Below are 20,147 nucleotides of genomic sequence, written 5' to 3' on the forward strand. Positions count from 1 at the left end.
GATCTGCCACCAGACATGGGGACGCGTATTCAAATTTTTGATCTCTCTGCGTTGATCCACAAACGTCGCTGGACTCCAGCCTGCGCTGGAGCGACCTTGCCTGGGGTAATGCTGGTTGGCTGAGCGCGGCAACAAGAAAGCCAAGGCATGTTAGAGATGGTGCGCACGGCGCCCCCTACCAGGCTGTCTGATATTGAAAATCAAAAACAAAAAACTCACTACAGAGGCGCAGAATGAATACAGAGACTCATGCTACGGATTGTAGGGTACGCTGTAACGCAGCGCATTTTTCGCAGGAGCAGCTTTGACCGCAGATATCTTGCGGTGTCCAACTATTCGCGGCTAAAGCCGCTCCTACAAAATGCTGACGCTAGTTCATGCTGGTGGCTTGTCCATTTCCTTGATAAAGGCTGCATATTCAGCCGACGCTGGCTGTATGTAAATATGTGGATAGGGAATCGGCGTGTTTCGTGGATCAAGAATGGTTTTCATCGGCGTGCCCGATTTATGAATGGTAGCCTTGATCCCAGTATAAAAATGCTTGGGTGCTTTTTGACCGAAGATGGTTCCTATATGGATGATCTGATTCATGCCACCAAAATTGATAGGCAATTTAATAATGCAAGATGAGGTACAAGGCTGCTCGTAATTATCAAACATGGAGGGTTCTTCTCCTTGCCAGGCTTTGTGGAAGGGACGGCGATAGCCGGCAATGAAATGCCTGGGATGTCCCCAGCCTACCCAGTCTTTGCCAAATGGAGGTTTGGAAAATCGCCAGTAGCGCAAGTTCCCATCGCCGACATTGCCGTCGGGGCCACGCAGCGATTCTACATATTGGTCATACACTTCCTGCTGCAGGGGTTTGGCAAGGGCGACGATGGTATCCTGCACGAATTTGTCATATTTGGCAGTCGCCGTCATGACGGCATACAGACCTTTGATTTTAGTAATCTGGGCAGTCAGGTTCATGATATGCAATTTGAGCTGCGATTCTTGTGCTGTGCCTGTCCAGGCGCGGGTCAGCAGAGCCAGCCCTTGCAATTGCACGGTCAGCATGGCTTTCAGATTGGGTAATACCACCTGATTAAGCTCCCGGTTCATGATGGGGCTGGCTTCAAACATGACCTTGCTATAGTCTTCATAATCAAAAGGAGGAAGCCCATATTCCGGCCAGAGATTTTTGGATATGGATGCCCATTTGACGACCGCGCCATAGCAAACATCGACCTGATAATCGATGATGCCCGTCATTTGCCCCGACCCATAGACGCCATCATGGATATTCATCATCGCTTCAGAGATGGAATTCATGTTGGTGATTTGCAGCAGATCAAAGATCTCCTTCACTGAACGGGCTGATTTCGTCGTGTCTTTGGAGGCACAACCGGCAATGGCATTGGCAAAAGAAATAAAATTTTGATTGATCTTGTTTTTATTGGGCGTATACATTTGCAAGGCCAACTGTAACTTCTGGTCCTTGGTATCGATAGAGATGGCAGTGACTGCCGCCTTGATTTCACTGATACCTTGTTGCACGGCCCCCATTTGCTGGTTGATCTCACTGCGCATGTCGGCCAATTGAGACTGGATATTTTCCAGGTATTTTGTATAGTCCTTTTCACCCAGGCCAAACAAATCCAGTATCGGGCCACCAATGACCTCACCCGCCACTTTACCCACCACGCCACTGGCCGCCCATTTCAAAAATTCTGTCGTGGCACCTTGAGCTTTTACTTGCCGATTTTTTTCAAAGTCAGCCAAAAAAGCGATCTGTGCGCTTTCTTCATCGGTGTTTTCTGCAAGCATAGTCGCGACTTGCCCGTACTCATTGTCATCATTATTCATTGCTTGATCCTTGTCTGTAGATATAGCGGGGAAAAGTGAATCCAGAACTCAGGCATGACACTGTGCAAAAACCACGAAGACACCAGATCGTGTTGCTGTGGAGTACACCGTGCGCGCCGTTTTTTAACAACCATGAACATTTGTGCTGCGTTGTAACGTACCCTGCAAATTACTAGCCTGGCACTCCATCAATAAGCTTAAGCATACTGATACTTCAGGGCAGCTCTGATAAGCAGGCTGATGACTTCCTTGCTGGGAAAATCCATCAGTACCGTGCCGAAGTAGATGCCCCAGTTGTCGTGTGGTTTGTTGATGGAATTGGTGTACAGGTAGTCTTGTAGCTGTGGTAGCAAATAGCTGGCGTAGTCGCCAGGGAAGTAGCCCACTTCAGGTGCGCGGCTGGCGGAGGTATAGATGACATACCAGACGGTGGCTGCGGTGCCGGTGTCGAGTGCCTTGTACAGATGCTTTTCTATCCTGCTCCATTTGGCGTCTTTAAAGTCTTTCCAGTGGTTTTCTACATCCAGACCGGGTTGCTGGCCTGGCAGTACGCGGTTCCACTGCACCTGGTAATCGATATTGCCCCAGTACAGACCACGCTCAGGGGAAATCAATTGATAGTCGGCCCCGTCGTCGCCATCGACAAAGGCGAAGATGATCTTTCCCCTGGCATCTCGCATTTTTGGTGGTGTATGCTCTTTATAGAATAACTGGTCCAGGGTCTTGCCGTTGTAGCCATCACGCTTGTCGATGATTTCCCAGAAGGCGTCGTAGAACAGGCCGCGCTCTTGCGCGCTTTTTTCCTGTTTCATTAACAGGACTATGCATTCTGTCGGGTTATTCTTCAGAAAAGCCAGGCAATCATCGAGCACAAAGTACTTGGCGTCATCGGTGTAGGGAAATTGGGAGTCCAGGAAGGCGTATTGATAGTCATTGCCATGGTGGATAGCGAAATTGACCTTGCCATCGTCGCCTTCCAGATAACGCAGGCGGATATCAAACACCCGCAAGCCTTGCTGCAATTGCTCGGCCAGTGTCCATTGCTGGCAATCGCTGCCATAACCATAGTGCGACATGGTCTCATGCGTGCCGGGCAGGCTGACATGGGCCAGCAGGGCATTATCATCAATGGCCGACATCCAGCCTTGCGGATAAGCATAGAAGGCGATAGTGCCGTCGCCCCAGCCTGAATGGTTCTGCGGATTGGTGTCGTAGTAATAGCGGTCAGGGTCCGGCGCATTGTGGCGGTAAATTGGCACGGTATTGCCTTGTTGCTGTTCATAGGCATAAAAAGCAATGCTACCTTCGCTCCAGCCTGCATTGTTGTGCAGATTGGTGTCGTAATAGTAGCGATCAGGGTCTTTGGCAAAATGGCGGTAGATGGCCACCGTACCGGGTTCCTGGGTAGTGTAAGCCTGAAAGAATATCTGCCCTTCAGACCAGCCGGAGGCCCCAGCCAGGTTGGTGTCATAGTAATAGCGTACTGGCTCATCAATGCTGTGCAGATAAACCGGGCTGAGTGTAGGCATGGGTTTTCTCCTATGTATGTGGCATAAAAAGAAACAAGGAAGCATGCATCCGTGCTGCCAGGCAAGCCATTGCTGCTCAGTGCACAGGGCGATGAAGGGGCGGGCGAGACTGACGACAATTCATCAGCAAATGACTAGCTATATTGCTAATTTTAATAATTTAACATTATTTATTAAAAGTCATCAAATGCTTTTTTGTATCTGCGATGAATTAATACCAGGCAAGCAGTTTTTCAAGCAAACCCCTGCATCTCGTGTATCTGGTGTGTCTGGTGAATCTGGATTTCCTGTGCTGCTTAAGGATGGTCATCCTACCCGGCAAGCTCGCCTTGAGCATCACACTAAAGCCGCATGCGTAAAAACCATCTGCCGCCTGCTGATAGTGCTTTATAAGATCACAGACCGCACATCTCCACGGCAGACTTTGACGTAGAATACCGACATCACGCCAGACCAAGACTGGCACCTGCAAGGAGACAGTATGTTGCACGATGCTTTTTACCAAAAGTTTGTCGGCGAGTGGCTGGCTGCCTGGAATGCGCATGATCTGGAGCACATCCTGGCGCATTATGACGAGCACTTTGAATTCTCTTCGCCGGTATTGGCGCGGGTCAGCCCGGCCAGTGGCGGCAAACTCAAAGGCAAGGAGGCAGCGCGCATGTACTGGGGCCGTGGCCTGGCAGCGCGCCCTGACCTGCACTTTGAATTGATCGCCATGCTCAAGGGCGTCAATACAGCTGTCATCCATTATCACGGACTGGATCACAAGCTGTGTGCAGAATTCTTTCATTTTTCTGACGAAGGCAAAGTCCTTGCCTCCTACGCACATGGCGAATAACTACCTGCTTACTCTCTTGCTGGCCAGCAGTTTGCTGTCAGGTATGGCGACACCGGCGACCAGTACCGCAGCAGAGCCGCCTGCCACTTTCCAGCAACTCGCCAGTAAACACCAGGTTTGCGCGGCCGCGCTGGTGTATATCAAAGCCGGACAAATACAAGAACCGCAGTTTGTCACGGGCTGTGATGATACTGCCATGCCGGATGCCAGCAGCATCTTCCAGGCTGCTTCTCTGGGCAAGCCGGTATTTGCCTATGCGGTGCTGGGCCTGGTAGCGCAAGGCAAGCTGGCACTTGATGCGCCCTTGCTGCAATATCTGCCGCAAGGCTATCAGCATGCGTCACGGCCTGGTGACAAGAGCAGTGCGCATGACCTGGTCAGCGACCCGCGTCTGCAAAAAGTCACGGCACGCATGGTCTTGCAGCATACGGCAGGCTTGCCCAACTGGGAGAGCGGCAAGCTCAGATTTGAGTCTGAGCCTGGCAGCCGCTGGCAATATTCTGGCGAAGGCTATATGTTGCTACAAACCGTAGTTAGCGCCATCACTGGCATGGAGCTGGATGCCTGGATGCAGCAAGCGGTCTTTACCCCGCTGGGCATGCAGCACAGCAGTTACCAGCCGGGCAAAGCATGGCAAGCCCAACTCGTCGCCGGCAGTCTGCGAGGCAAGCCATTGTCCTTGCATCCGCCACGCAATGCAGTTGCCGCAGCCAGCCTGCATGCCAGCATCACTGACTACGCACGCTTTGTACAGGCCGTGCTGAAGGATGCCGGCCTGCAAAAACAAATCCTCGATCAGCCCGTCACGGCGGACCCGGCCAATAAGCTGGAATGGGGACTGGGCTGGGGGCTGGCGCAGACATCTGCCGCCGGACAAGCGCCCCTGCTCTGGCACTGGGGTAATAACTATGGTTATCGCTCCTTTGTGATTGCCGCCCCCGCCACGGGCGATGCCATGGTCTTGCTGACCAATAGCGACCAGGGTTTGAAACTGGTACCGGCCCTGACAGCCAGGGTCATCCCCGGCGAACTGAGCCTGTTTCAATTTTCCATGCTGGGCTTGAAACCAGGCATCATGTGCCAGGTTCTTGACAGGTGCTAATCGCAAGCCCAGGGTTCAGGCAAGCTTGCCCTGCATGAAGCCATCGATGATGGCAAAAGTATGGGCAGGCTGCTCCAGGTGCGGCAGATGGCCAGCCAGGGGCACGGGCGCAAAGCGGCTGCTGGTAAATGCTGACGCATACGCTTGGCCATAGGCGGTGGTGACTACCCTGTCACTCGTCCCCCAGACCACCAGCACAGGAATCATGATTTGCCCGAGGCGCGCATGTAATTGCGGGTCATGCATGAAGGGCGCACCGGCGATGACACGCATGGTCGCCATGTTGGCGCGCTGCATGGCTTGCTGTTCTGCAGGCAGACTGGCAGGGTCAATAAAAAATTTGTCTGGCTCGTGGAAGGCATGTTCAGCCAGGCCGCGTGGGCCCAGCACAAAGGGGTCGGCAATTTCCTGGCCCTCGACTTTGATACCAACAGCGTTCACCAGCACCAGGCTGCTGATGCGTTTCCCTTCATCCTGCAATGCCATTTCTGTCGCTATCCAACCGCCTATCGATGAGCCTATCACGGTCACATCGCTTACATCCAGATGGTCCAGCAAGAGCAGGTAAGCACGTGCCAGGTCGGCCACGCTGTGCAAGTCATCCGGCCTGGGCGTGCCATGCCAGCCTGGGTGCGTGGGCAAGATGGTGAAGGCACTGTCAGCCAGATGGCGGGCAATGCCAGCCACGGTGGGCGTGCCGCCACCGCCATGCAAGATCAGGACGGGCCGCCCCTGGCCTGCCTGCTCAAAGCGTATCGACAAGTTGGGGCGCAAGTCTGCGGTGCGGGTTACTGCGCTGGGGTTTGCTGCGGTACCTGACATGATGGCTGCTCCTGAAAATTGAAGACCTGTTTGATCTGGCGCACATTATATACACATATTTATATAAATATGTTGATATAAATTTCTTTATATCAGCTGATTTATATTTTCTGCTAAACTGGCCTCATGCTAAATCACCTGCAACTAACCCCTATCCAGCAATTGGGCCGTGCCGTCAAGCAAACCCAATACCGCCAGCACCGCGCCCTGGAAAATGCCCTGGCAGCGGCCGGCACTACCCTCGCCCAATGGGATGCCCTGCGCGCCATTGCCCGCACCCCGGGGGCCTCATCACACGACCTGGCGGTAGCCACCTTCCAGACCGACCAGGCCTTTGGCACACTGGCCAATCGCCTGGTGGCCCAGGGCCTGATAGAACGCCGCGCTGGCGAAGGACGGCGCATAGAACATTACTTGAACAAGCAAGGCGAGCACATACTGGCCAACGGCAATGACCTTGCCAATCAAGTGCTGGCCGATAAATTTGCAGCCCTCAATGCGACTGAACAAAAACAATTGCTGAAATTGCTGACGCGTCTTATCGAGTCTGACAAGACAGATGAGTAAGAGAAAAGCGGTGCGTTGTAACGCACCCTACCGCAGTTGACGGTTTTTTGTAGGGTGCGTTATAACGCACCATTCATGATCAACGCTGTTTAAATAAAACGGTACGCATGGCGCACCCTACTGACTGGCCAATCGCCTGGTCGCCCAGGGCTTGATAGAACGCCGCGCTGGCGAAGGACGCCGCATAGAACATTACTTGAACAAGCAATTTGCAGCCCTCAACGCGACTGAACAAAAACAATTGCTGAAATTGCTGACGCGTCTTATCGAGTCTGACAAGACAGATGAGTAAGAGAAAAGCGGTGCGTTGTAACGCAGCTTGTCCGAAGATATAAAGACTGACGATTTGCGAAGAAAAATACGTTTGCATACAAGGCCCATATCACTGTTACTATGCTGCGCGTAGAGCAGCTTGCCTGGCATGCTCTTTGATACTCTTACTGTTGCAGCCAGGTTCAAATCCCCCCCAAAAAAACTCCATGCCAAGAATTGTTTTCCTGTTGTGCACCAGCTTATTGACTGGCACTGCACTGGCTACGCTAGCTGCACCAGCCGCCGCCGCGCCAGCGCAAACCAGCGCTGATAGCGCAATCCAGAAAAACCTGGACAGCTATCTGCAAACTACCTTCAAGCCGGGCATGCCTGGTGCCGCTGTCTTGATTTTGCGTGATGACCAGCCTGTGTTTAAAAAAGCCTACGGCAAGGCCAGCCTGGAATTGGGCGTGGCCATGCAGGCGGACCATGTGTTCCATGTGGCCTCGGTCAGCAAGCAATTTACCGGCGCAGCTTTGCTCAAGCTGGCAGAACAGGGCAAGCTTGATTTACATGCACCCGTCAGCCAGTATTTACCCGACACGCCACCAGCCTGGGCGGCGGTTACCCTGAGCCATCTGGCCAGCCATACTTCTGGCATAAGCAATATTTTCACCCTGCCTGCCATGCAGGGGCGCTTGCGTGAAGACCTGACACCGGCACAATTATTTGCCATTGCCAAAGATGCTCCCTTACGGGCTGCGCCTGGCAGCCAGTTCCACTATGCCACCATCAATTACACCTTGCTGGCCATGGTGATAGGCAAGGTCGCTGGCAAACCCTATGAGACCTATGTGGATGAACAATTCATCCAGCCTTTGGGTTTGAAGCACACCGTTTTTGCGATAGGTAATACAGTCATACCTGGCCTGGCCACGCCGTATGCGGCTGGCCCCAGCACGGTCGCTTTCATGAGCCCGCATCTGGGTTACGGTGGTGGCAGCTATTATTCCAGCACCAGCGATCTCGCCACCTGGACACTGGCCCTGCAAGGCGGCAAGGTGCTCAGTCCGGCCAGCCTGGCATTGATGAACACAGCGTACAAGCTTAACGATGGCAAGCAGGTGCATTATGGCTACGGCCTGCGCCCACACACGCTGCATCAGGCGGCGTATATACAAAGCAATGGTGACATCCCCGGCTTTCATAGTGAAACCGTGTACCTGCCCTCAGCAAAACTATTTGTCGCGCTCTTGCATAATGGCGAGGGCGTGGCACGTACAGGCTTGCAAGGCATCGTCAAGCGGCTGGCACTGATGAGCGCTGGCCAGGCTTATCAAAGTCCGCGCGCTATCGCACTTGATACAGGCAAACTGTCTGGCTTTGTCGGTCTGTATCAAAATGGCGGCGAAAATGGCAAAATCACACTGGAAAAGGGCAAATTATATGCCGCATTTTCTGCAAACTCGCCTGCCATGCCCATCAGTGCGCTGTCTGCCACTGAATTTTTCTACGATGACAATCCAGATTTTCGTCTGCGCTTTGTCCTGCGTGAAGGCAAGGCCATCAGTGCGCACTGGGTGGAAATGGATGCCCTCGATGATGAGCAAGACGCTGTGCTGTTGCGGGTAGAGGCCCTGAACACCTCCAAATAATGATAGGTTTTTTTGCTTCTGAATGTAACAAAAGCCTGTAAATCGCTGGCTGCACTTGTTATTGCGTGTAAAATTGTTATTTTCACACCAACATACCACTTGCAGTCTGGCGGCTGCAAAAATTCACATGGTGACAGTCAATCCACAAGAAATCTTGTTCAGCATCCCCACCCTGGCAAATGAGTTGGCACCGCTCTTGCCTGTGACTGAGCAGCCGAAGGCAGCAGATTTCCTGTTGCATGAAGATGAGTGGGAGCAAATGGAATTCTTTGCCGCTGAGCGGGCCGAAGAAGTGCAAGCCACGCTCAGTGAATACCACTTGTTTGAAGCCGGACATCGCACCGAAGGCGGCTGGCGCAAGGCTTATCTGCGCCAGCTTGCCAGGACCACGGTACTGCGCTTGCCGGTATCGGAACTGGCCGCGGCATTGGGTGGCAAACCCGGCCCGGCCCCGCTGCTGTATTACGCCACTAGCTTGAGTGGCCAGGTGCAGGATGGTTTCAGTATCGCCCTGGGTGGCAATGTCAGCCTGTATGGTTATACAAATGCCGATGGCATACCAGTGCTGGGAGTCAGCATGGGGCCGGACGCTGACAATGCCAGGCTGATCGCCACCTTTAGCTACTTGTACACAAATCATGACCTGATCCTGGTGGACTGGCGCTCGCAAATGCTGCTACGCGCAGTCAATGCCGCAGGCCAGCTTGATGTTTGGCGGCCCTAGTCTACAGTCAGCAAACCCAATGTCAGGCACCATCTTTTATTCAAGGATTTTGATGAGCCAATTCAGCATACAGGAACAAAACCAGCTACTCAGCGCCTGGGCACATGGCTGGACTATTTCGCGCGGCACTGATGCCCCCATCCCGCTGGCCGATTTTGGTTACCGCATCCAGGTAGGCTTGCCCGGCCATCTGGAACGCTATGTCCTGCAAGGCCATGTGCTGACTGCCGTACAAAGGCTGGCACAAGAAATCGACACCCCCGACACCTGGTTAAAAATTTGCGCACCCCATAGCAGTGTTGCAGGCCTGCTGCCAGTACGCTGGCAAGTCAAGGCACCAGAATACCTGATGAGCAAACAACTCAGCCATACCATAGTGAGCATGCCCGAAGCCTATAGCATAGGCCTGACAGTTGATGGCAATGCCGTCACCGCCCGCGCCTGCAACCGGGATGGCCAGCATGCTGCCACTGGCCGCATGGCCATCCATGGCGAGCATGCTGTGTTTGACCAGATCGTCACCGAACCCGCCCACCGACGTCGTGGCCTGGCAAATGCCATCATGCAAAGCCTGTCCAACCATGCTGTTGGCAAGCATGCCGAACAGGGCGTGCTGGTCGCGACGGCAGAAGGCCGCGCCCTCTACACTACCCTGGGCTGGTTATTGGCTTCAGATATGACAGCAGCGGTGTTGGTGTAGTCTTCATGAAATTGGAACAATTAAGTGCCCATGACTTGCGGCCCATAGACGCGCTGTATTTCAGCCGCCGCGGGCCAGAAGATTTACCCGCCATCCACATCCGCCTGCATAGCCTGGAGCAGGATGATGAAGGCGACAAAAGTGACATCAGCATACGCCTGGACCATATCCCCGGCCTGGCCCCTGACCCGCGTTCGCTGGCCGGTCGCAGCTTTCGCTTCGCCATCAACCCGGCTAATGCCTACATCGATGGCTCGGTTTACCTGCAAGGCAGGCATCATGCAGTGGATGTCACGGCCTTGCACTTCAAAGCCGTACATGGCTTGCAAATACCGCTGGAAGTGGAAGCCTGCATCCTGCTGGAAGAGCAGGCACAGCCGCTGGCCCTGCGCCTGAACCTGCCACTGCATTTGCCACTGGACCAGGCCGCCATGCTGGCCCTGCTGGAAGCGGGTGTGCAAGCGACCAAGGCCAGCAACCCCAAAGACCTGGGGCGCTTGATGGCTTATCTGAAGCAGCATGTGCGCTATGACGCACAGTTGGCCGATGTAGCGACACTGGCCAGGGCACGCTTGCAGGCTGCATAAGCTTTTTATTCATACTCAATTACACATAAACCACAACATGCAAGCAGTTAACCCTGGCAAAAGCACTGGTAAAAACACTGGTAAAAACACTGGTAAAAATTTTTTCTGGCCGAGCGCAATCTGTGCCAGCGTTTTTTCTTTACTACTGGGGCTCATGGGCTTTTTTTTCATCCCGTTTTTTTATGAGCTACATCAGTCTTTCAACCTGGAACAAGACTTCATCATCACCAAGTTTGTTGATGACTATGGCCGCTACTTATGGCGTGCTGGCCTCCCCTGCCTGGCGATCTGGCTCAACTGGCTGAGGGAGCGCTCCAAGCCACAGGCAAAAGCGCGCGCCAGCCAGGCGTTTGCCGCGCTGGCGGCGCTACAACTGCTGGCAATTATCATTGTAATCTGGGCCATGTATGCGCCGATCACGCATATGTGACAGGCACTGGATCATCTTATAAATAACTTACTTCATCCGGCGGCGTATCCCAATTATCATTGAGGCCATCGACATAGGTGACGGGCGCGTTCGCCAGTTCTGCAATCGTTGCATCGTCGAGACAACTGAGGCTGACACCATAGAATAGCCCGCGCCTGGGTGACTGCGCGATACCAAAAGGCCGCACGCCACAATGCCTGCAAAAGAAGTGGCGTTCATTTTTTGCGCCGAACTGGTACTCTGCCAAATCCCCCTCCCCCGCCAGCAAGTGAAAAGACTCAGGTCTGACCACCGTCGCCCAGCACCGGATCTTGCGGCAAAAACTGCAGTTACAACGCATGGTGCCAGCAGCCAGATCGATCTCTGCGGCAAAGCGTATGGCCTGGCAATGGCAACTGCCGTGGTAGGTTTTCATGGCGCTCCTGTCATGTTCTCAACGTGCATACAAAAACTGTGCCCATAAGACGCATGGCAGCAACGGCTTTTTTCATCTATTATTGTACACAGACTTTTTGCCATGCCTGCCCGTATCTACCAGGGTGTGCATATTTATAATAATAGATCAGACTATTCCTGGCCCCTACTTCATCATGCCCTCTTTCGACCAGCTCAAATTAGATACTCCACGTATATACATGCGGCCCTTATGCCTGGACGATGCCCCAGCCATCTTGCACATGCGCTCCAAACCGGAAGTCATGCGCTACATGACCACGGCCCCGTGGACCGACATCGCCCAGGCCATCGCCATGGTAGAACGCGACCAGGCTGCCGTGCTCAAGGGTGATATGCTGCGCCTGGGCATGATACGCAAGACTGACAATGTCTTTCTTGGCAGCTGCATCCTGTTCCATCTGGATGAAAGCTGCCGCCGCGCAGAAATCGGTTACGACATGGACTCCAGCTTCTGGGGTCAGGCTTATATGCATGAAGCCCTGGTCGCCTTGTTGAATTATGGTTTCACGGAAATGAATCTGAATCGTATCGAAGCCGACATACATCCAGACAACCTGGGCTCAGCCAAGACACTGGAGAGGCTGGGCTTTCTCCGCGAAGGCTATTTGCGCGAACGCTGGATCATCGAAGGCGAGGTATCGGATTCGGCACTGTATGGTTTATTGCGCAGTGATTGGCTGGGGCGGGTGCCAGCTTTGCACAGTCCCACATGAAGCGGTGAAATCACGACCCAAAATCTCACCACAGAGACAAAGCGCCTGCCAACAATTAAGTAGGGTGCGCCGTCATATGCCTTTCACCTGCACTTACTCCGCCAGAAAGCCAGCGGCTGCGCCCAGCTCATTTGGTAGCGGGAATACGATCTGCAAACCATAGCCTGGTAGGGTGCGTTGTAACGCACCACATAACTCTCTGCCAGTCTAAGAAATGTCATGTATCAATAAAGCGATGTCTTTGATATTTTTGGAGAAATGCGGTGCATGTAGTGGTTTAATAATAACGCACCCTACTTCCTGACTGGGCACCAGTCTGCGTGCCCGCTCTGTCTCTCTGCGGTGAACTTTTTTGGTCTTGATTTCAAGCCCCCGCCAATTAACGCCATGCACCCAGATCATGAAAACGAATTAGTCATGAAAACTGTGCCAGCAAGCGGTGATCATGAGAAAATACGCGGATTCTTCCTCAGACTACCCAGGCTAGCTGGATTTTTCATGCAATATTCCTGCTTGGTATTCCGGGGCTATGGGCCAGCCATACATTATCAACATCACCGAAAGGTTTGCATCAATGGGTGCCAATGCCAGTGTTATACAAAAAATCTATATTGCCTACTTTAACCGTCCTGCCGATGTCGCTGGCTTGCAATATTGGGAAGGGCAGCTTGATGCAAATAAAATTTCTTTGGCAGGCCTGGCACAATCTTTCAGTGAGCAAGTTGAATACCAGAATACTTATGGCGGTAAAAATACGGTAACCGTAGTCACTGCCTTATACCAAAACTTATTTGGCCGTGCGCCAGATAGCGGCGGCCTGAGCTATTGGACCGGGCAAATTGACAGCGCTGCCATCAACCTGGGCCAAGCGGCATTGGCGATCTTGAACGGTGCATCACCTCTCAGTGATGATGGTATTGCGATTGCCAATAAGCTTAATTTTGCCGAGCGCTTCACCGCCAGCCTGGATACCCCTGCAAAGGCTGCGAACTATACCAGCTCATTGGGACTAGAGGCTGTCAAATTGGTCATGTCCAAAGTGCTGGCGGGCGCCCCCGTTCCCACACTGACTTCTCACGCCAATCTGAATTTCCCTTCCGGGCACAATACGGTGAATGGGACTGAAGCTGCCAATGGTTTAAAGATAGACCTGGATTTGAAGGATCTGGCTGTTTCAGTCGGCTATAAGCTTGAATTGATGATTAACGGCGAGCCATTCACTTCACGCGTCGTCCACACGATCACCATGGCTGAGATACTGGCGCAAAAAGCCAGCATTGCCGTACCTGGTGCAACTTTCTGGGGTGTAGATGGCGGAAAAAGCATAGGTGTCAAAGTCAGTGATATTTTCGGGAACACCGGCGATCTGGGTGCGGAAACCCGGATACAACTCGATACCATAGCCCCAGCAGCGGGAACTTCTTATACGACACGATATAACTACGCCAATAGCACGACACACCTGGAGCTAAACATTCCCCAGGGTGAATTGACTGGCGGCCATATCACCCTAGGGTCTACCGAGACAAATACTCTGGCAAGAGTCGATATCATCTCTGCGACGGATACCAAGGTCGCTTTTGATCTCAATGAGGCGCAGAACAAGAGCATGTACTACGGTGGCTACAATGTGCGTGAATATGACAGCGCTGGCAATGTCACCACCTTCAATATCTTGAATTTGCCCAATGCCTTTCTGACAGGCAGCGATACCAAATTAACGAATCCCAAAAATACCAGCTTTATCCCGGTAGATGGCAAGGGCGTGCTCAACACCATCAATGCGAGCAATTCCAAACTCATCGTCACTGCAGATATCGTGGCCGGTGAAGCGACAGGTGGTTATGCCAGCCTGAGCATGAATGGATTTTCAGTGTTTGACAGGGAAATTCTCGCAGGCGATACCAAGCTCAGGTTTGAAATCAATACAGATAGCGCCTATGCCTTGAAAGCGTTGCTGGGGAAAGGTGCAACGGCATCTATTGAACTGCATACTGCGGCAGGGTCCTCGGCATATTCTGTGGGTTGGTCAGTATTGGAGACCAGATACCTTGATGGCGAAGCCATACAAGGGGGGTTAACTGCGCCTACCGGTTTAATCATTACACCACTGGGTGGCAAGGTCAGCAATAGTAGCCCTGGTACTGTCGTCTTGAATGGCAGCAATGTAGCAATCAGCGCAGAGGTGAGCATCGTCGCCGGGCAAGCGACTTCTGGTTATGCCGAGCTTTGGATAGGCAATCAGCGTATCGCCTCAAACCATAATATCTCGATCACGGATACCAAGCTGACTTTCAATATCATATCAGCCCCTCTGGAAGCTTATGACCCCCAGCACCTGCAATACAATGTCCCCAAAGGCGGCGTAGCAGTGGTCAAGCTGTTCGACTACGCCGGTCATGAAGTTGACAGTGCGGGCAATCTGACGGTGATCACCAATTATTCATCCTTGACGGGCTATGATGTCGCCACACACCCGCCTCCTGCAGAACCCGTGCAGATCGTCGGAATCCAGCAAGACCTGGTCTCTTGATCAATAAGCTGTTTTCCTTGAGCATTCTGTAGGAGCGGCTTTAGCCGCGAATTGGTGGGCACGGTAAACCATGCGCGGCTAAAGCCGCTCCTACAAAAAACCAGGGTTTGCATAAGTCGGCAGGGGGCGTTGTAACGCACCACGTGGCTCTTTGCCAGTCCAAGAAATGTCATGCAGCAGCAATTTGCACGCATCAACAAAACAGTGTCTTTGATATTTTTGGAAAAAATGCAGTGCGTGTAGTGGTCTAATAATAACGCACCCTACCGCCGTAATACGCCTTTCACCTGCACTTAGCATCAGCGCCCGGCTCATTTGGTAGCGGAGATACGATCTGCAAACCACAGCAGCTTATGTCATTCAGCCTGGGGAGGATGAAGATAATTTTCTACTCATTCCTGCGCTGCTTCCTTCAGTGCCAGCTGCAGATAAGCATGCACATGCTTGTCTTTTATCTCTTGTGGCGTAGTCAGCCTGATATGACGGCGGTACTTGCCCTCGCCTTCCAGCGTCTTGTACTTGTCTGGCAGGGATGCACCGCGCCCAAACTCCAGCGTCACATGCTTGGTATAAGAAAATACGCCACAGAAAGGCCTGATGGCAGAGAACAGCAAGCCGCCATATTTGACTTCCTCTGTCACACCCTGGTCTAGCTTGAGTATCTGTTCTCGCAATGCCTGTACCAGGGCATAATGGTCTTCATTAAGCAGGCGTATGTCTTGCAATAGTTTGTCGATTCGGTCGGCACTCATGGATCATGCTCCTTCATCATAGGCAGGTTGATGTTTCTGCTTCAGGATTTTGCGATGATGCACCAGACAAAGCTCTACAACTCAGCCTGTTTATGAAATGAGTTCTACTCTTTGCAAGCCAGTTTTCTGGGAGCGGATTTTTCTGTTACTGCCACCAGGACCACCGTATCAACACCATCACCCTCGCCATTATAGCTGACATAATTAGCAACTTTTAATGCAGCCTGTCCTGAGATGCCACAATTTTTTCCCTTGATCTGTTCGGGGATATTCAACAGCTTTTTGGATTCATCTTTGTTCTTGAAACAAAACCAGGCCAGGCGTTTATCAGTTGGCGAGCGTGGCAAGATTTTGGCCGAATCCGAGCCTGGATAAAAGCAAACCAGGCCACCCAGCGAGTCCTGGCTTTGGGTATCGGTACGAAATTCATAACGGCCCTTGAGTGCGATCTCATTCGCAGCCTGGCATTCATACGCAATGGAAAGTGCCGCAGTCAATGTCAGCAATGCGTTGATCCTGTAGTTCATCTTATATCTTTATTTCTTCACTTGCCCAGGTTGCAGCAGCAACCTCAGCTTGTTGCTGATGAGGCTGGCTTTGTCATTACTATCGCTATAGGAAGCGCAGGCTTCCGGCAACAAGCGCTCCTTGCTCTTGCCTGTCTGTGAAAAATATAATTTATCCACATCACAGCGCAAGCGAGCCTTAAGCTTGCCTGTGGCTCTTATCCTTACCTCAGCCACCCAGCAGGCATCTGCACAACCGCTGGAATGATAGGCCAGCAACTCGCCGCGCACGGGCCAGTCCAGGGTGTATTCACCGGTGCCGCCAGATGCCCAGGCATGGCTACCACTTGCGAGTAAAACCAATGCAGCGATGCGCGTCAGATAGTATTGATATTTAGCCATATAAAAATTTTCTCATTAATAGGCATTAATAGACACTCACAGACATTCACAGACATTCATAGACAGTGGATATGACATCTTGAGATAGTAGCAGTTGCCATCAGGTGCAGCCGCATTCAAAAGCCACGGACACGCTTAAAACGCTCAACTTCCAGGTGGGCATGGTCATAACCATAGGCAGTCAGACTGTTATTGTCTCCTGCATAAATCATATAGACATGTCGGACGGCACCATCTTCGAGCAGATATTCATAGACTTCCCAGCGATTACTCCATTTCCCCGTGGGCGGGTCTACGGTCCTAGAATCCCAATAATGATCGTCGAGCAATTCACGGCTCATTTTTGTGGGAGCAGCGATGATCGTCTTTGGCGGCCCTATCAGCGCATATACTTCCGCTTTTTTCGTATGACCATGGCTGACTCTCCCATATTCACGCTTCAACTTCGACCCCAGGCGCTCTTGCCAATAAGCAAGGCTCCGCAAGTTGGTCTCTGCTACCCAGCCACGCAGCAACTGAGTATTGGGATCAAAGAATAAATAGATGCAACGCATACCGGCACCACTACGATAATCCACTTGAAAAAAAGGGGTGCCATTGCTGACCTGCTTCAATACATCGTAAGGGAATTGTTGAGCCCGGTAAAAATCGAAGAGGTGGGAGTCAGGGCCGTCCTGGCAGAGACTTGGGTATTCGACACACCTGGAACCGACAGTATCGTTCACTCTTCGCACAAATGGCGGGCCTGCTGCTTCCAGCCTGTCAAGCACCTTATTGGCTTCACCCCGGCTCATGCCGACACGCAAGCCCTGGTAAACTTCCAGATCGAAATTCTGGGTAGCGCATGCACACAGTGGCAGGACAAAAACAGCGAAGTAAAGCCGGGCGCGGATACACCGTTCAGCAAGCTTGTTGAAAGCAATGACCAGGTAAGCAAACATATCTTCCTCCCGTCGCAACGGAGAATACAGGTTACCATGTCCGGGGCTATGTCTCAGGCTCCAGAACAAAGAACGACAGTCGCGGACATTTTTTGAAAAAATACCTGCCCGGCAAGGGAGCAGATCACCGATGAGGGCGATGATACTTGAGGTATTCGGCCCTGGCTATCAGCACTAATCAATGCCAAATTTAATTACCGTGGATTTTAATGTTTTTACATGACAAGAGCTCTTGTGGTTTGTCATATTATCCACGAATCAGATTCAACCAGCAGTCACTTCTAGCATCACTATCCGGCCATACTGATCTTTTACAGGCGATTCAAACTCAGCAGTGATATCCAATTTCCTCTGCATCGATCAAGACTTCTTCCAGAGTACGCGAAGTTGAAAAAGCTGCGACTAACTCAGCTGTCAATGGCTCGTGCGCAAAAATCCTGGCAATGGCTGACAGGTCAACATCAAGCTCATAATACTCTTGCGCGAAAGCCTGGTAAGTCTCTGGTTTTCCATCTAAAGGCGTCAGCATCCACTGTGAGCCATCAGGGTCATCTTCACCTTCTGGAAACTCTACCATCCCGCATGACCATGCAGCATCGTCAACCTGGCACCAGATGCAAAACGTGGTGTCCTGCATGTGAAAAGCCGCTTCATTCAGCGAACTGCAAAATACCGACGGCACAGTATCAAGCACTCCTGGCCATACTTGAGAACTGGCATTGTTAGCAGGAGCCATCGCAGCTTCATGACCAAAACCACGTAAGAAGCAACCAGAGCTATCGAACACGGCAAAGAAGTCATCACCAGAACCCGTACGCATGGAAGCCATTTGCTCGGTCTCTGACCAATGGGCATTATAGGAATAATAGCGATAATCCCACTCCTCTTCCAGAATGGCATCCAGCATGGCCAGGGCCTGCAAGATGCTACGCAAACTTGAAGGCAGGGGGAGTTGGGACAATTGGCGAGTAGAGATCATCGTAGGTTTTGCTTGGTTTTCTAAAAAATCCACGGACATATTGTAGCAAGTCGCTTTTGGTAATTATTGCTGGGGACATATTAAACGACGTGCATACAAATCTTCCAGTCTGTCCACCGCAGCCAGCACAAAATCTTCCGGTAAATCCTGGATGATACGGCTCGCAGGCATGAATGCATCCGTTCCGTGTTCCGTTTCTATGATTTCAAGCATGCGCATGCGCGCATCCCTGTCCACAGGATAATCGTCCCCAAAAAATCTGAGCGCAGATTGCAGCGCCTTTGTGGTCACAGGCAAATCCAGTTCTTGCAAAGCAGTCAATGCCAGCAGAGCCATATCACCAGCACTATTCCAAAAGAATTGATTCAGCGTGCCATTCATGGTTTCTGCTTCCAGCCACCATAATGCAATGGCTTGCTGCTCTGCCGGCATCAATAGATCAAAACCCTGCTCCCAGCGGCTTTCGAGTTTTTTCCATGTGTCGGTGTTAGTAATACCCATTATCTTGTCTCTTATCCGGATGGATCACAATTCAGTATCCGCCAGCTTGCCCCTATACAAAGCCGCCACCAGGTCAGATTGCGTGACCATGCCTATCAGGCGGCGTTCTTCATTGATGATGGGGATATGGTGCAAACCCTGGTCAGACAGCAAGGGCACCAGTTCGACGATGTGCATGTCGCTGCGGGCGGTGCGTACCGGGTGGCTCATGATCTGGCCTACGACTTCTGGCTTGCTGGAATGCATGAGACGGGTGCGGCGTAGCAACTGGCGCAGTTTTTCATCGAATTTTTCATACACATCCAGATTGGCATTCTTCATGAAGTCAACCAGGGTGACGATGCCGATGACGCGACGGGCTTTATCAATGACGGGCAAGGCCTTGATCCTGTGCTGGCGCAACAAGGTCCATGCTTCTTCCAGGGTGCTGCCGTATTCGACAGTGACGAGATCTTTGGACATGATGTCGGCACATGTGATTTCACCAAAGCGACGGCGATAGGCATGCATCTCGGTTTGCAGGAACAGGGATTCCAGATCATCGCGGCTGACGTCCAGCACCTGGTTGTATTTTTGCAGTACTTCATCCAGGTCACGCGATTGGAAACCCAGTCTGTCTATGGGGCGTGCATCGCCCGTGCCATGTTTGCCAGAATGGTCAGGCTGGGCCGCATGCGGGTAGCGACGGCCAGTGGCATTGTTATAGACCAGCGCAAACAAGGCCAGCAAGACAGAATTGATACCCACTGGCAGCAACACAAACTGGTAGCCCAGATCCAGTATCAATGGCCCGCCCAGCACGGCTGTCAAGGCCACCGCGCCACCGGGTGGATGCAGACAGCGCAGCAAGAACATGGCGGCCACCGCCAGTGCAGTCGCCAGTGCTGCAGTGGCCATGGACGAACCCAGCACGTGCACGCACAAGACACCCACCAGGGCTGACAGCATATTGCCACCTACGATGGACCAGGGTTGTGCCAGCGGGCTGGCGGGCACGCCAAACAACAAAACGGCAGAAGCCCCTATCGGTGCCAGCAACATGGGGATAGCGGCATATGAGCCCAGCATGACCCGCGTGACCAGACCTGTCAGCAGCAAACCTGCCAGCATGCCGGCACAGGCACGCAGGCGTTCGCGATGGTCAGTACCAATTTGTGCAGGGGCGAAAGTCTTGCACCAGGCGAGCAGGCTTTCTAGCGTAGACCATTTTTTTTTCATGGCTTGTTATAGTAATTTGCAACAAAATGCAAAGTGTATAGGGAAAATAAAAGCTTTATCGCAGTATGTGTCACTGCCTTGCCCTATTTTAACAG

General features: G+C 52.2%; 23 protein-coding genes. 11 read left to right on the top strand and 12 right to left on the bottom strand.

Translation table 11 applies throughout. The features are described 5' to 3' along the window. Positions 1 to 375 precede the first annotated feature (375 nt). Together ACO0LC_RS10780 and ACO0LC_RS10785 are read right to left on the bottom strand one after the other, a co-directional pair. Positions 376 to 1,845, bottom strand: a complete 1,470-nt coding sequence (locus ACO0LC_RS10780) for a hypothetical protein (protein WP_423002804.1) — start codon at positions 1,843 to 1,845, stop codon at positions 376 to 378. A gap of 197 nt (positions 1,846 to 2,042) precedes the next feature. Then, positions 2,043 to 3,374 (bottom strand): hypothetical protein, encoded by a 1,332-nt coding sequence (locus tag ACO0LC_RS10785; RefSeq protein WP_423002806.1) that lies wholly within the window; start codon positions 3,372 to 3,374, stop codon positions 2,043 to 2,045. A gap of 130 nt (positions 3,375 to 3,504) precedes the next feature. On the opposite strand from ACO0LC_RS10785, the gene ACO0LC_RS10790 reads away from it, so the two are divergent. Genes ACO0LC_RS10790 through ACO0LC_RS10800 form a run of 3 tightly spaced genes read left to right on the top strand, consistent with a single transcriptional unit; the run spans position 3,505 to position 5,314 of the window. After that, positions 3,505 to 3,807, top strand: coding sequence for a hypothetical protein (locus ACO0LC_RS10790; RefSeq protein WP_423002808.1), 303 nt, complete (start codon positions 3,505 to 3,507; stop codon positions 3,805 to 3,807). A 48-nt stretch (positions 3,808 to 3,855) separates the two neighbouring features. Next, complete coding sequence (locus tag ACO0LC_RS10795) at positions 3,856 to 4,212, top strand: nuclear transport factor 2 family protein (RefSeq protein ID WP_423002810.1); 357 nt, start codon at positions 3,856 to 3,858, stop codon at positions 4,210 to 4,212. After that, the gene (locus tag ACO0LC_RS10800) at positions 4,202 to 5,314 is read left to right on the top strand and encodes a serine hydrolase domain-containing protein (protein ID WP_423002812.1); all 1,113 of its coding nucleotides are present in this window, start codon (positions 4,202 to 4,204) and stop codon (positions 5,312 to 5,314) included. Before ACO0LC_RS10795 ends, ACO0LC_RS10800 begins: the two co-directional genes overlap by 11 nt. Before the next feature lie 15 nt (positions 5,315 to 5,329). Here the strand turns inward: ACO0LC_RS10800 and ACO0LC_RS10805 are convergent, their stop codons facing one another. Then, complete coding sequence (locus ACO0LC_RS10805) at positions 5,330 to 6,136, bottom strand: alpha/beta fold hydrolase (protein ID WP_423002814.1); 807 nt, start codon at positions 6,134 to 6,136, stop codon at positions 5,330 to 5,332. A gap of 126 nt (positions 6,137 to 6,262) precedes the next feature. On the opposite strand from ACO0LC_RS10805, the gene ACO0LC_RS10810 reads away from it, so the two are divergent. After that, complete coding sequence (locus tag ACO0LC_RS10810) at positions 6,263 to 6,703, top strand: MarR family winged helix-turn-helix transcriptional regulator (protein ID WP_423002816.1); 441 nt, start codon at positions 6,263 to 6,265, stop codon at positions 6,701 to 6,703. Between the two features lie 79 nt (positions 6,704 to 6,782). Here ACO0LC_RS10810 and ACO0LC_RS10815 read toward each other — a convergent pair whose 3' ends face one another. Further along, positions 6,783 to 7,073 (bottom strand): hypothetical protein, encoded by a 291-nt coding sequence (locus ACO0LC_RS10815; RefSeq protein ID WP_423002818.1) that lies wholly within the window; start codon positions 7,071 to 7,073, stop codon positions 6,783 to 6,785. Positions 7,074 to 7,182: 109 nt separating this feature from the next. Here ACO0LC_RS10815 and ACO0LC_RS10820 point away from each other — a divergent pair, with 109 nt between their 5' ends. From ACO0LC_RS10820 to ACO0LC_RS10840, 5 genes are all read left to right on the top strand, one after another. After that, a complete protein-coding gene (locus tag ACO0LC_RS10820; RefSeq protein ID WP_423002820.1) occupies positions 7,183 to 8,610 on the top strand; it encodes a serine hydrolase in 1,428 nt (475 codons plus the stop codon). A gap of 127 nt (positions 8,611 to 8,737) precedes the next feature. After that, the gene (locus ACO0LC_RS10825) at positions 8,738 to 9,334 is read left to right on the top strand and encodes a hypothetical protein (protein WP_423002822.1); all 597 of its coding nucleotides are present in this window, start codon (positions 8,738 to 8,740) and stop codon (positions 9,332 to 9,334) included. Positions 9,335 to 9,386: 52 nt separating this feature from the next. After that, entirely contained in the window at positions 9,387 to 10,034 is a 648-nt protein-coding gene (locus ACO0LC_RS10830; protein ID WP_423002824.1) for a GNAT family N-acetyltransferase, read from the top strand. A 5-nt stretch (positions 10,035 to 10,039) separates the two neighbouring features. Then, positions 10,040 to 10,621 carry a hypothetical protein gene (locus tag ACO0LC_RS10835; protein WP_423002826.1) on the top strand — a complete coding sequence of 194 codons (582 nt, stop codon included), beginning with the start codon at positions 10,040 to 10,042 and terminating at the stop codon, positions 10,619 to 10,621. Between the two features lie 37 nt (positions 10,622 to 10,658). Continuing rightward, entirely contained in the window at positions 10,659 to 11,051 is a 393-nt protein-coding gene (locus ACO0LC_RS10840) for a hypothetical protein (RefSeq protein ID WP_423002828.1), read from the top strand. Positions 11,052 to 11,067: 16 nt separating this feature from the next. On the opposite strand, the gene ACO0LC_RS10845 is transcribed toward ACO0LC_RS10840, so the two are convergent. Continuing rightward, positions 11,068 to 11,466: a GFA family protein gene (locus tag ACO0LC_RS10845; protein WP_423002830.1), complete on the bottom strand. Its 399-nt coding sequence runs from the start codon at positions 11,464 to 11,466 to the stop codon at positions 11,068 to 11,070. A 175-nt stretch (positions 11,467 to 11,641) separates the two neighbouring features. Between ACO0LC_RS10845 and ACO0LC_RS10850 the strand changes: the two genes are divergently transcribed. Beyond that, complete coding sequence (locus ACO0LC_RS10850; protein ID WP_423002832.1) at positions 11,642 to 12,220, top strand: GNAT family N-acetyltransferase; 579 nt, start codon at positions 11,642 to 11,644, stop codon at positions 12,218 to 12,220. Between the two features lie 574 nt (positions 12,221 to 12,794). Next, entirely contained in the window at positions 12,795 to 14,753 is a 1,959-nt protein-coding gene (locus ACO0LC_RS10855; RefSeq protein ID WP_423002834.1) for a DUF4214 domain-containing protein, read from the top strand. A 392-nt stretch (positions 14,754 to 15,145) separates the two neighbouring features. Here ACO0LC_RS10855 and ACO0LC_RS10860 read toward each other — a convergent pair whose 3' ends face one another. From ACO0LC_RS10860 to ACO0LC_RS10890, 7 genes are all read right to left on the bottom strand, one after another. After that, positions 15,146 to 15,505, bottom strand: coding sequence for a DUF1801 domain-containing protein (locus tag ACO0LC_RS10860; protein ID WP_423002836.1), 360 nt, complete (start codon positions 15,503 to 15,505; stop codon positions 15,146 to 15,148). 104 nt (positions 15,506 to 15,609) lie between these two features. Further along, positions 15,610 to 16,032, bottom strand: coding sequence for a hypothetical protein (locus tag ACO0LC_RS10865; RefSeq protein ID WP_423002838.1), 423 nt, complete (start codon positions 16,030 to 16,032; stop codon positions 15,610 to 15,612). A 9-nt stretch (positions 16,033 to 16,041) separates the two neighbouring features. Beyond that, entirely contained in the window at positions 16,042 to 16,413 is a 372-nt protein-coding gene (locus tag ACO0LC_RS10870) for a hypothetical protein (protein ID WP_423002840.1), read from the bottom strand. Positions 16,414 to 16,529: 116 nt separating this feature from the next. Next, positions 16,530 to 17,354 (bottom strand): hypothetical protein, encoded by an 825-nt coding sequence (locus ACO0LC_RS10875; RefSeq protein WP_423002842.1) that lies wholly within the window; start codon positions 17,352 to 17,354, stop codon positions 16,530 to 16,532. Positions 17,355 to 17,682: 328 nt separating this feature from the next. Beyond that, a complete protein-coding gene (locus tag ACO0LC_RS10880) occupies positions 17,683 to 18,333 on the bottom strand; it encodes a hypothetical protein (RefSeq protein WP_423002844.1) in 651 nt (216 codons plus the stop codon). Positions 18,334 to 18,396: 63 nt separating this feature from the next. Beyond that, on the bottom strand, positions 18,397 to 18,834 hold the full coding sequence (locus tag ACO0LC_RS10885) for a DMP19 family protein (RefSeq protein ID WP_423002846.1): 438 nt from the start codon (positions 18,832 to 18,834) through the stop codon (positions 18,397 to 18,399). Positions 18,835 to 18,858: 24 nt separating this feature from the next. After that, complete coding sequence (locus ACO0LC_RS10890) at positions 18,859 to 20,052, bottom strand: HPP family protein (protein WP_423002848.1); 1,194 nt, start codon at positions 20,050 to 20,052, stop codon at positions 18,859 to 18,861. Between the last annotated feature and the right edge of the window lie 95 nt (positions 20,053 to 20,147).

The organism is Undibacterium sp. JH2W, assembly GCF_049340425.1.
GTDB lineage: Bacteria > Pseudomonadota > Gammaproteobacteria > Burkholderiales > Burkholderiaceae_D > Undibacterium.

Bases quoted from the DNA above. Each gene is read 5' to 3' on its own strand.
- ACO0LC_RS10780 (WP_423002804.1), bottom strand. From the start codon at position 1,845: ATGAATAATGATGACAATGAGTACGGGCAAGTCGCGACTATGCTTGCA.
- ACO0LC_RS10785 (WP_423002806.1), bottom strand. From the start codon at position 3,374: ATGCCTACACTCAGCCCGGTTTATCTGCACAGCATTGATGAGCCAGTA.
- ACO0LC_RS10790 (WP_423002808.1), top strand. From the start codon at position 3,505: ATGACTAGCTATATTGCTAATTTTAATAATTTAACATTATTTATTAAA.
- ACO0LC_RS10795 (WP_423002810.1), top strand. From the start codon at position 3,856: ATGTTGCACGATGCTTTTTACCAAAAGTTTGTCGGCGAGTGGCTGGCT.
- ACO0LC_RS10800 (WP_423002812.1), top strand. From the start codon at position 4,202: ATGGCGAATAACTACCTGCTTACTCTCTTGCTGGCCAGCAGTTTGCTG.
- ACO0LC_RS10805 (WP_423002814.1), bottom strand. From the start codon at position 6,136: ATGTCAGGTACCGCAGCAAACCCCAGCGCAGTAACCCGCACCGCAGAC.
- ACO0LC_RS10810 (WP_423002816.1), top strand. From the start codon at position 6,263: ATGCTAAATCACCTGCAACTAACCCCTATCCAGCAATTGGGCCGTGCC.
- ACO0LC_RS10815 (WP_423002818.1), bottom strand. From the start codon at position 7,073: ATGCAAACGTATTTTTCTTCGCAAATCGTCAGTCTTTATATCTTCGGA.
- ACO0LC_RS10820 (WP_423002820.1), top strand. From the start codon at position 7,183: ATGCCAAGAATTGTTTTCCTGTTGTGCACCAGCTTATTGACTGGCACT.
- ACO0LC_RS10825 (WP_423002822.1), top strand. From the start codon at position 8,738: ATGGTGACAGTCAATCCACAAGAAATCTTGTTCAGCATCCCCACCCTG.
- ACO0LC_RS10830 (WP_423002824.1), top strand. From the start codon at position 9,387: ATGAGCCAATTCAGCATACAGGAACAAAACCAGCTACTCAGCGCCTGG.
- ACO0LC_RS10835 (WP_423002826.1), top strand. From the start codon at position 10,040: ATGAAATTGGAACAATTAAGTGCCCATGACTTGCGGCCCATAGACGCG.
- ACO0LC_RS10840 (WP_423002828.1), top strand. From the start codon at position 10,659: ATGCAAGCAGTTAACCCTGGCAAAAGCACTGGTAAAAACACTGGTAAA.
- ACO0LC_RS10845 (WP_423002830.1), bottom strand. From the start codon at position 11,466: ATGAAAACCTACCACGGCAGTTGCCATTGCCAGGCCATACGCTTTGCC.
- ACO0LC_RS10850 (WP_423002832.1), top strand. From the start codon at position 11,642: ATGCCCTCTTTCGACCAGCTCAAATTAGATACTCCACGTATATACATG.
- ACO0LC_RS10855 (WP_423002834.1), top strand. From the start codon at position 12,795: ATGGGTGCCAATGCCAGTGTTATACAAAAAATCTATATTGCCTACTTT.
- ACO0LC_RS10860 (WP_423002836.1), bottom strand. From the start codon at position 15,505: ATGAGTGCCGACCGAATCGACAAACTATTGCAAGACATACGCCTGCTT.
- ACO0LC_RS10865 (WP_423002838.1), bottom strand. From the start codon at position 16,032: ATGAACTACAGGATCAACGCATTGCTGACATTGACTGCGGCACTTTCC.
- ACO0LC_RS10870 (WP_423002840.1), bottom strand. From the start codon at position 16,413: ATGGCTAAATATCAATACTATCTGACGCGCATCGCTGCATTGGTTTTA.
- ACO0LC_RS10875 (WP_423002842.1), bottom strand. From the start codon at position 17,354: ATGTTTGCTTACCTGGTCATTGCTTTCAACAAGCTTGCTGAACGGTGT.
- ACO0LC_RS10880 (WP_423002844.1), bottom strand. From the start codon at position 18,333: ATGATCTCTACTCGCCAATTGTCCCAACTCCCCCTGCCTTCAAGTTTG.
- ACO0LC_RS10885 (WP_423002846.1), bottom strand. From the start codon at position 18,834: ATGGGTATTACTAACACCGACACATGGAAAAAACTCGAAAGCCGCTGG.
- ACO0LC_RS10890 (WP_423002848.1), bottom strand. From the start codon at position 20,052: ATGAAAAAAAAATGGTCTACGCTAGAAAGCCTGCTCGCCTGGTGCAAG.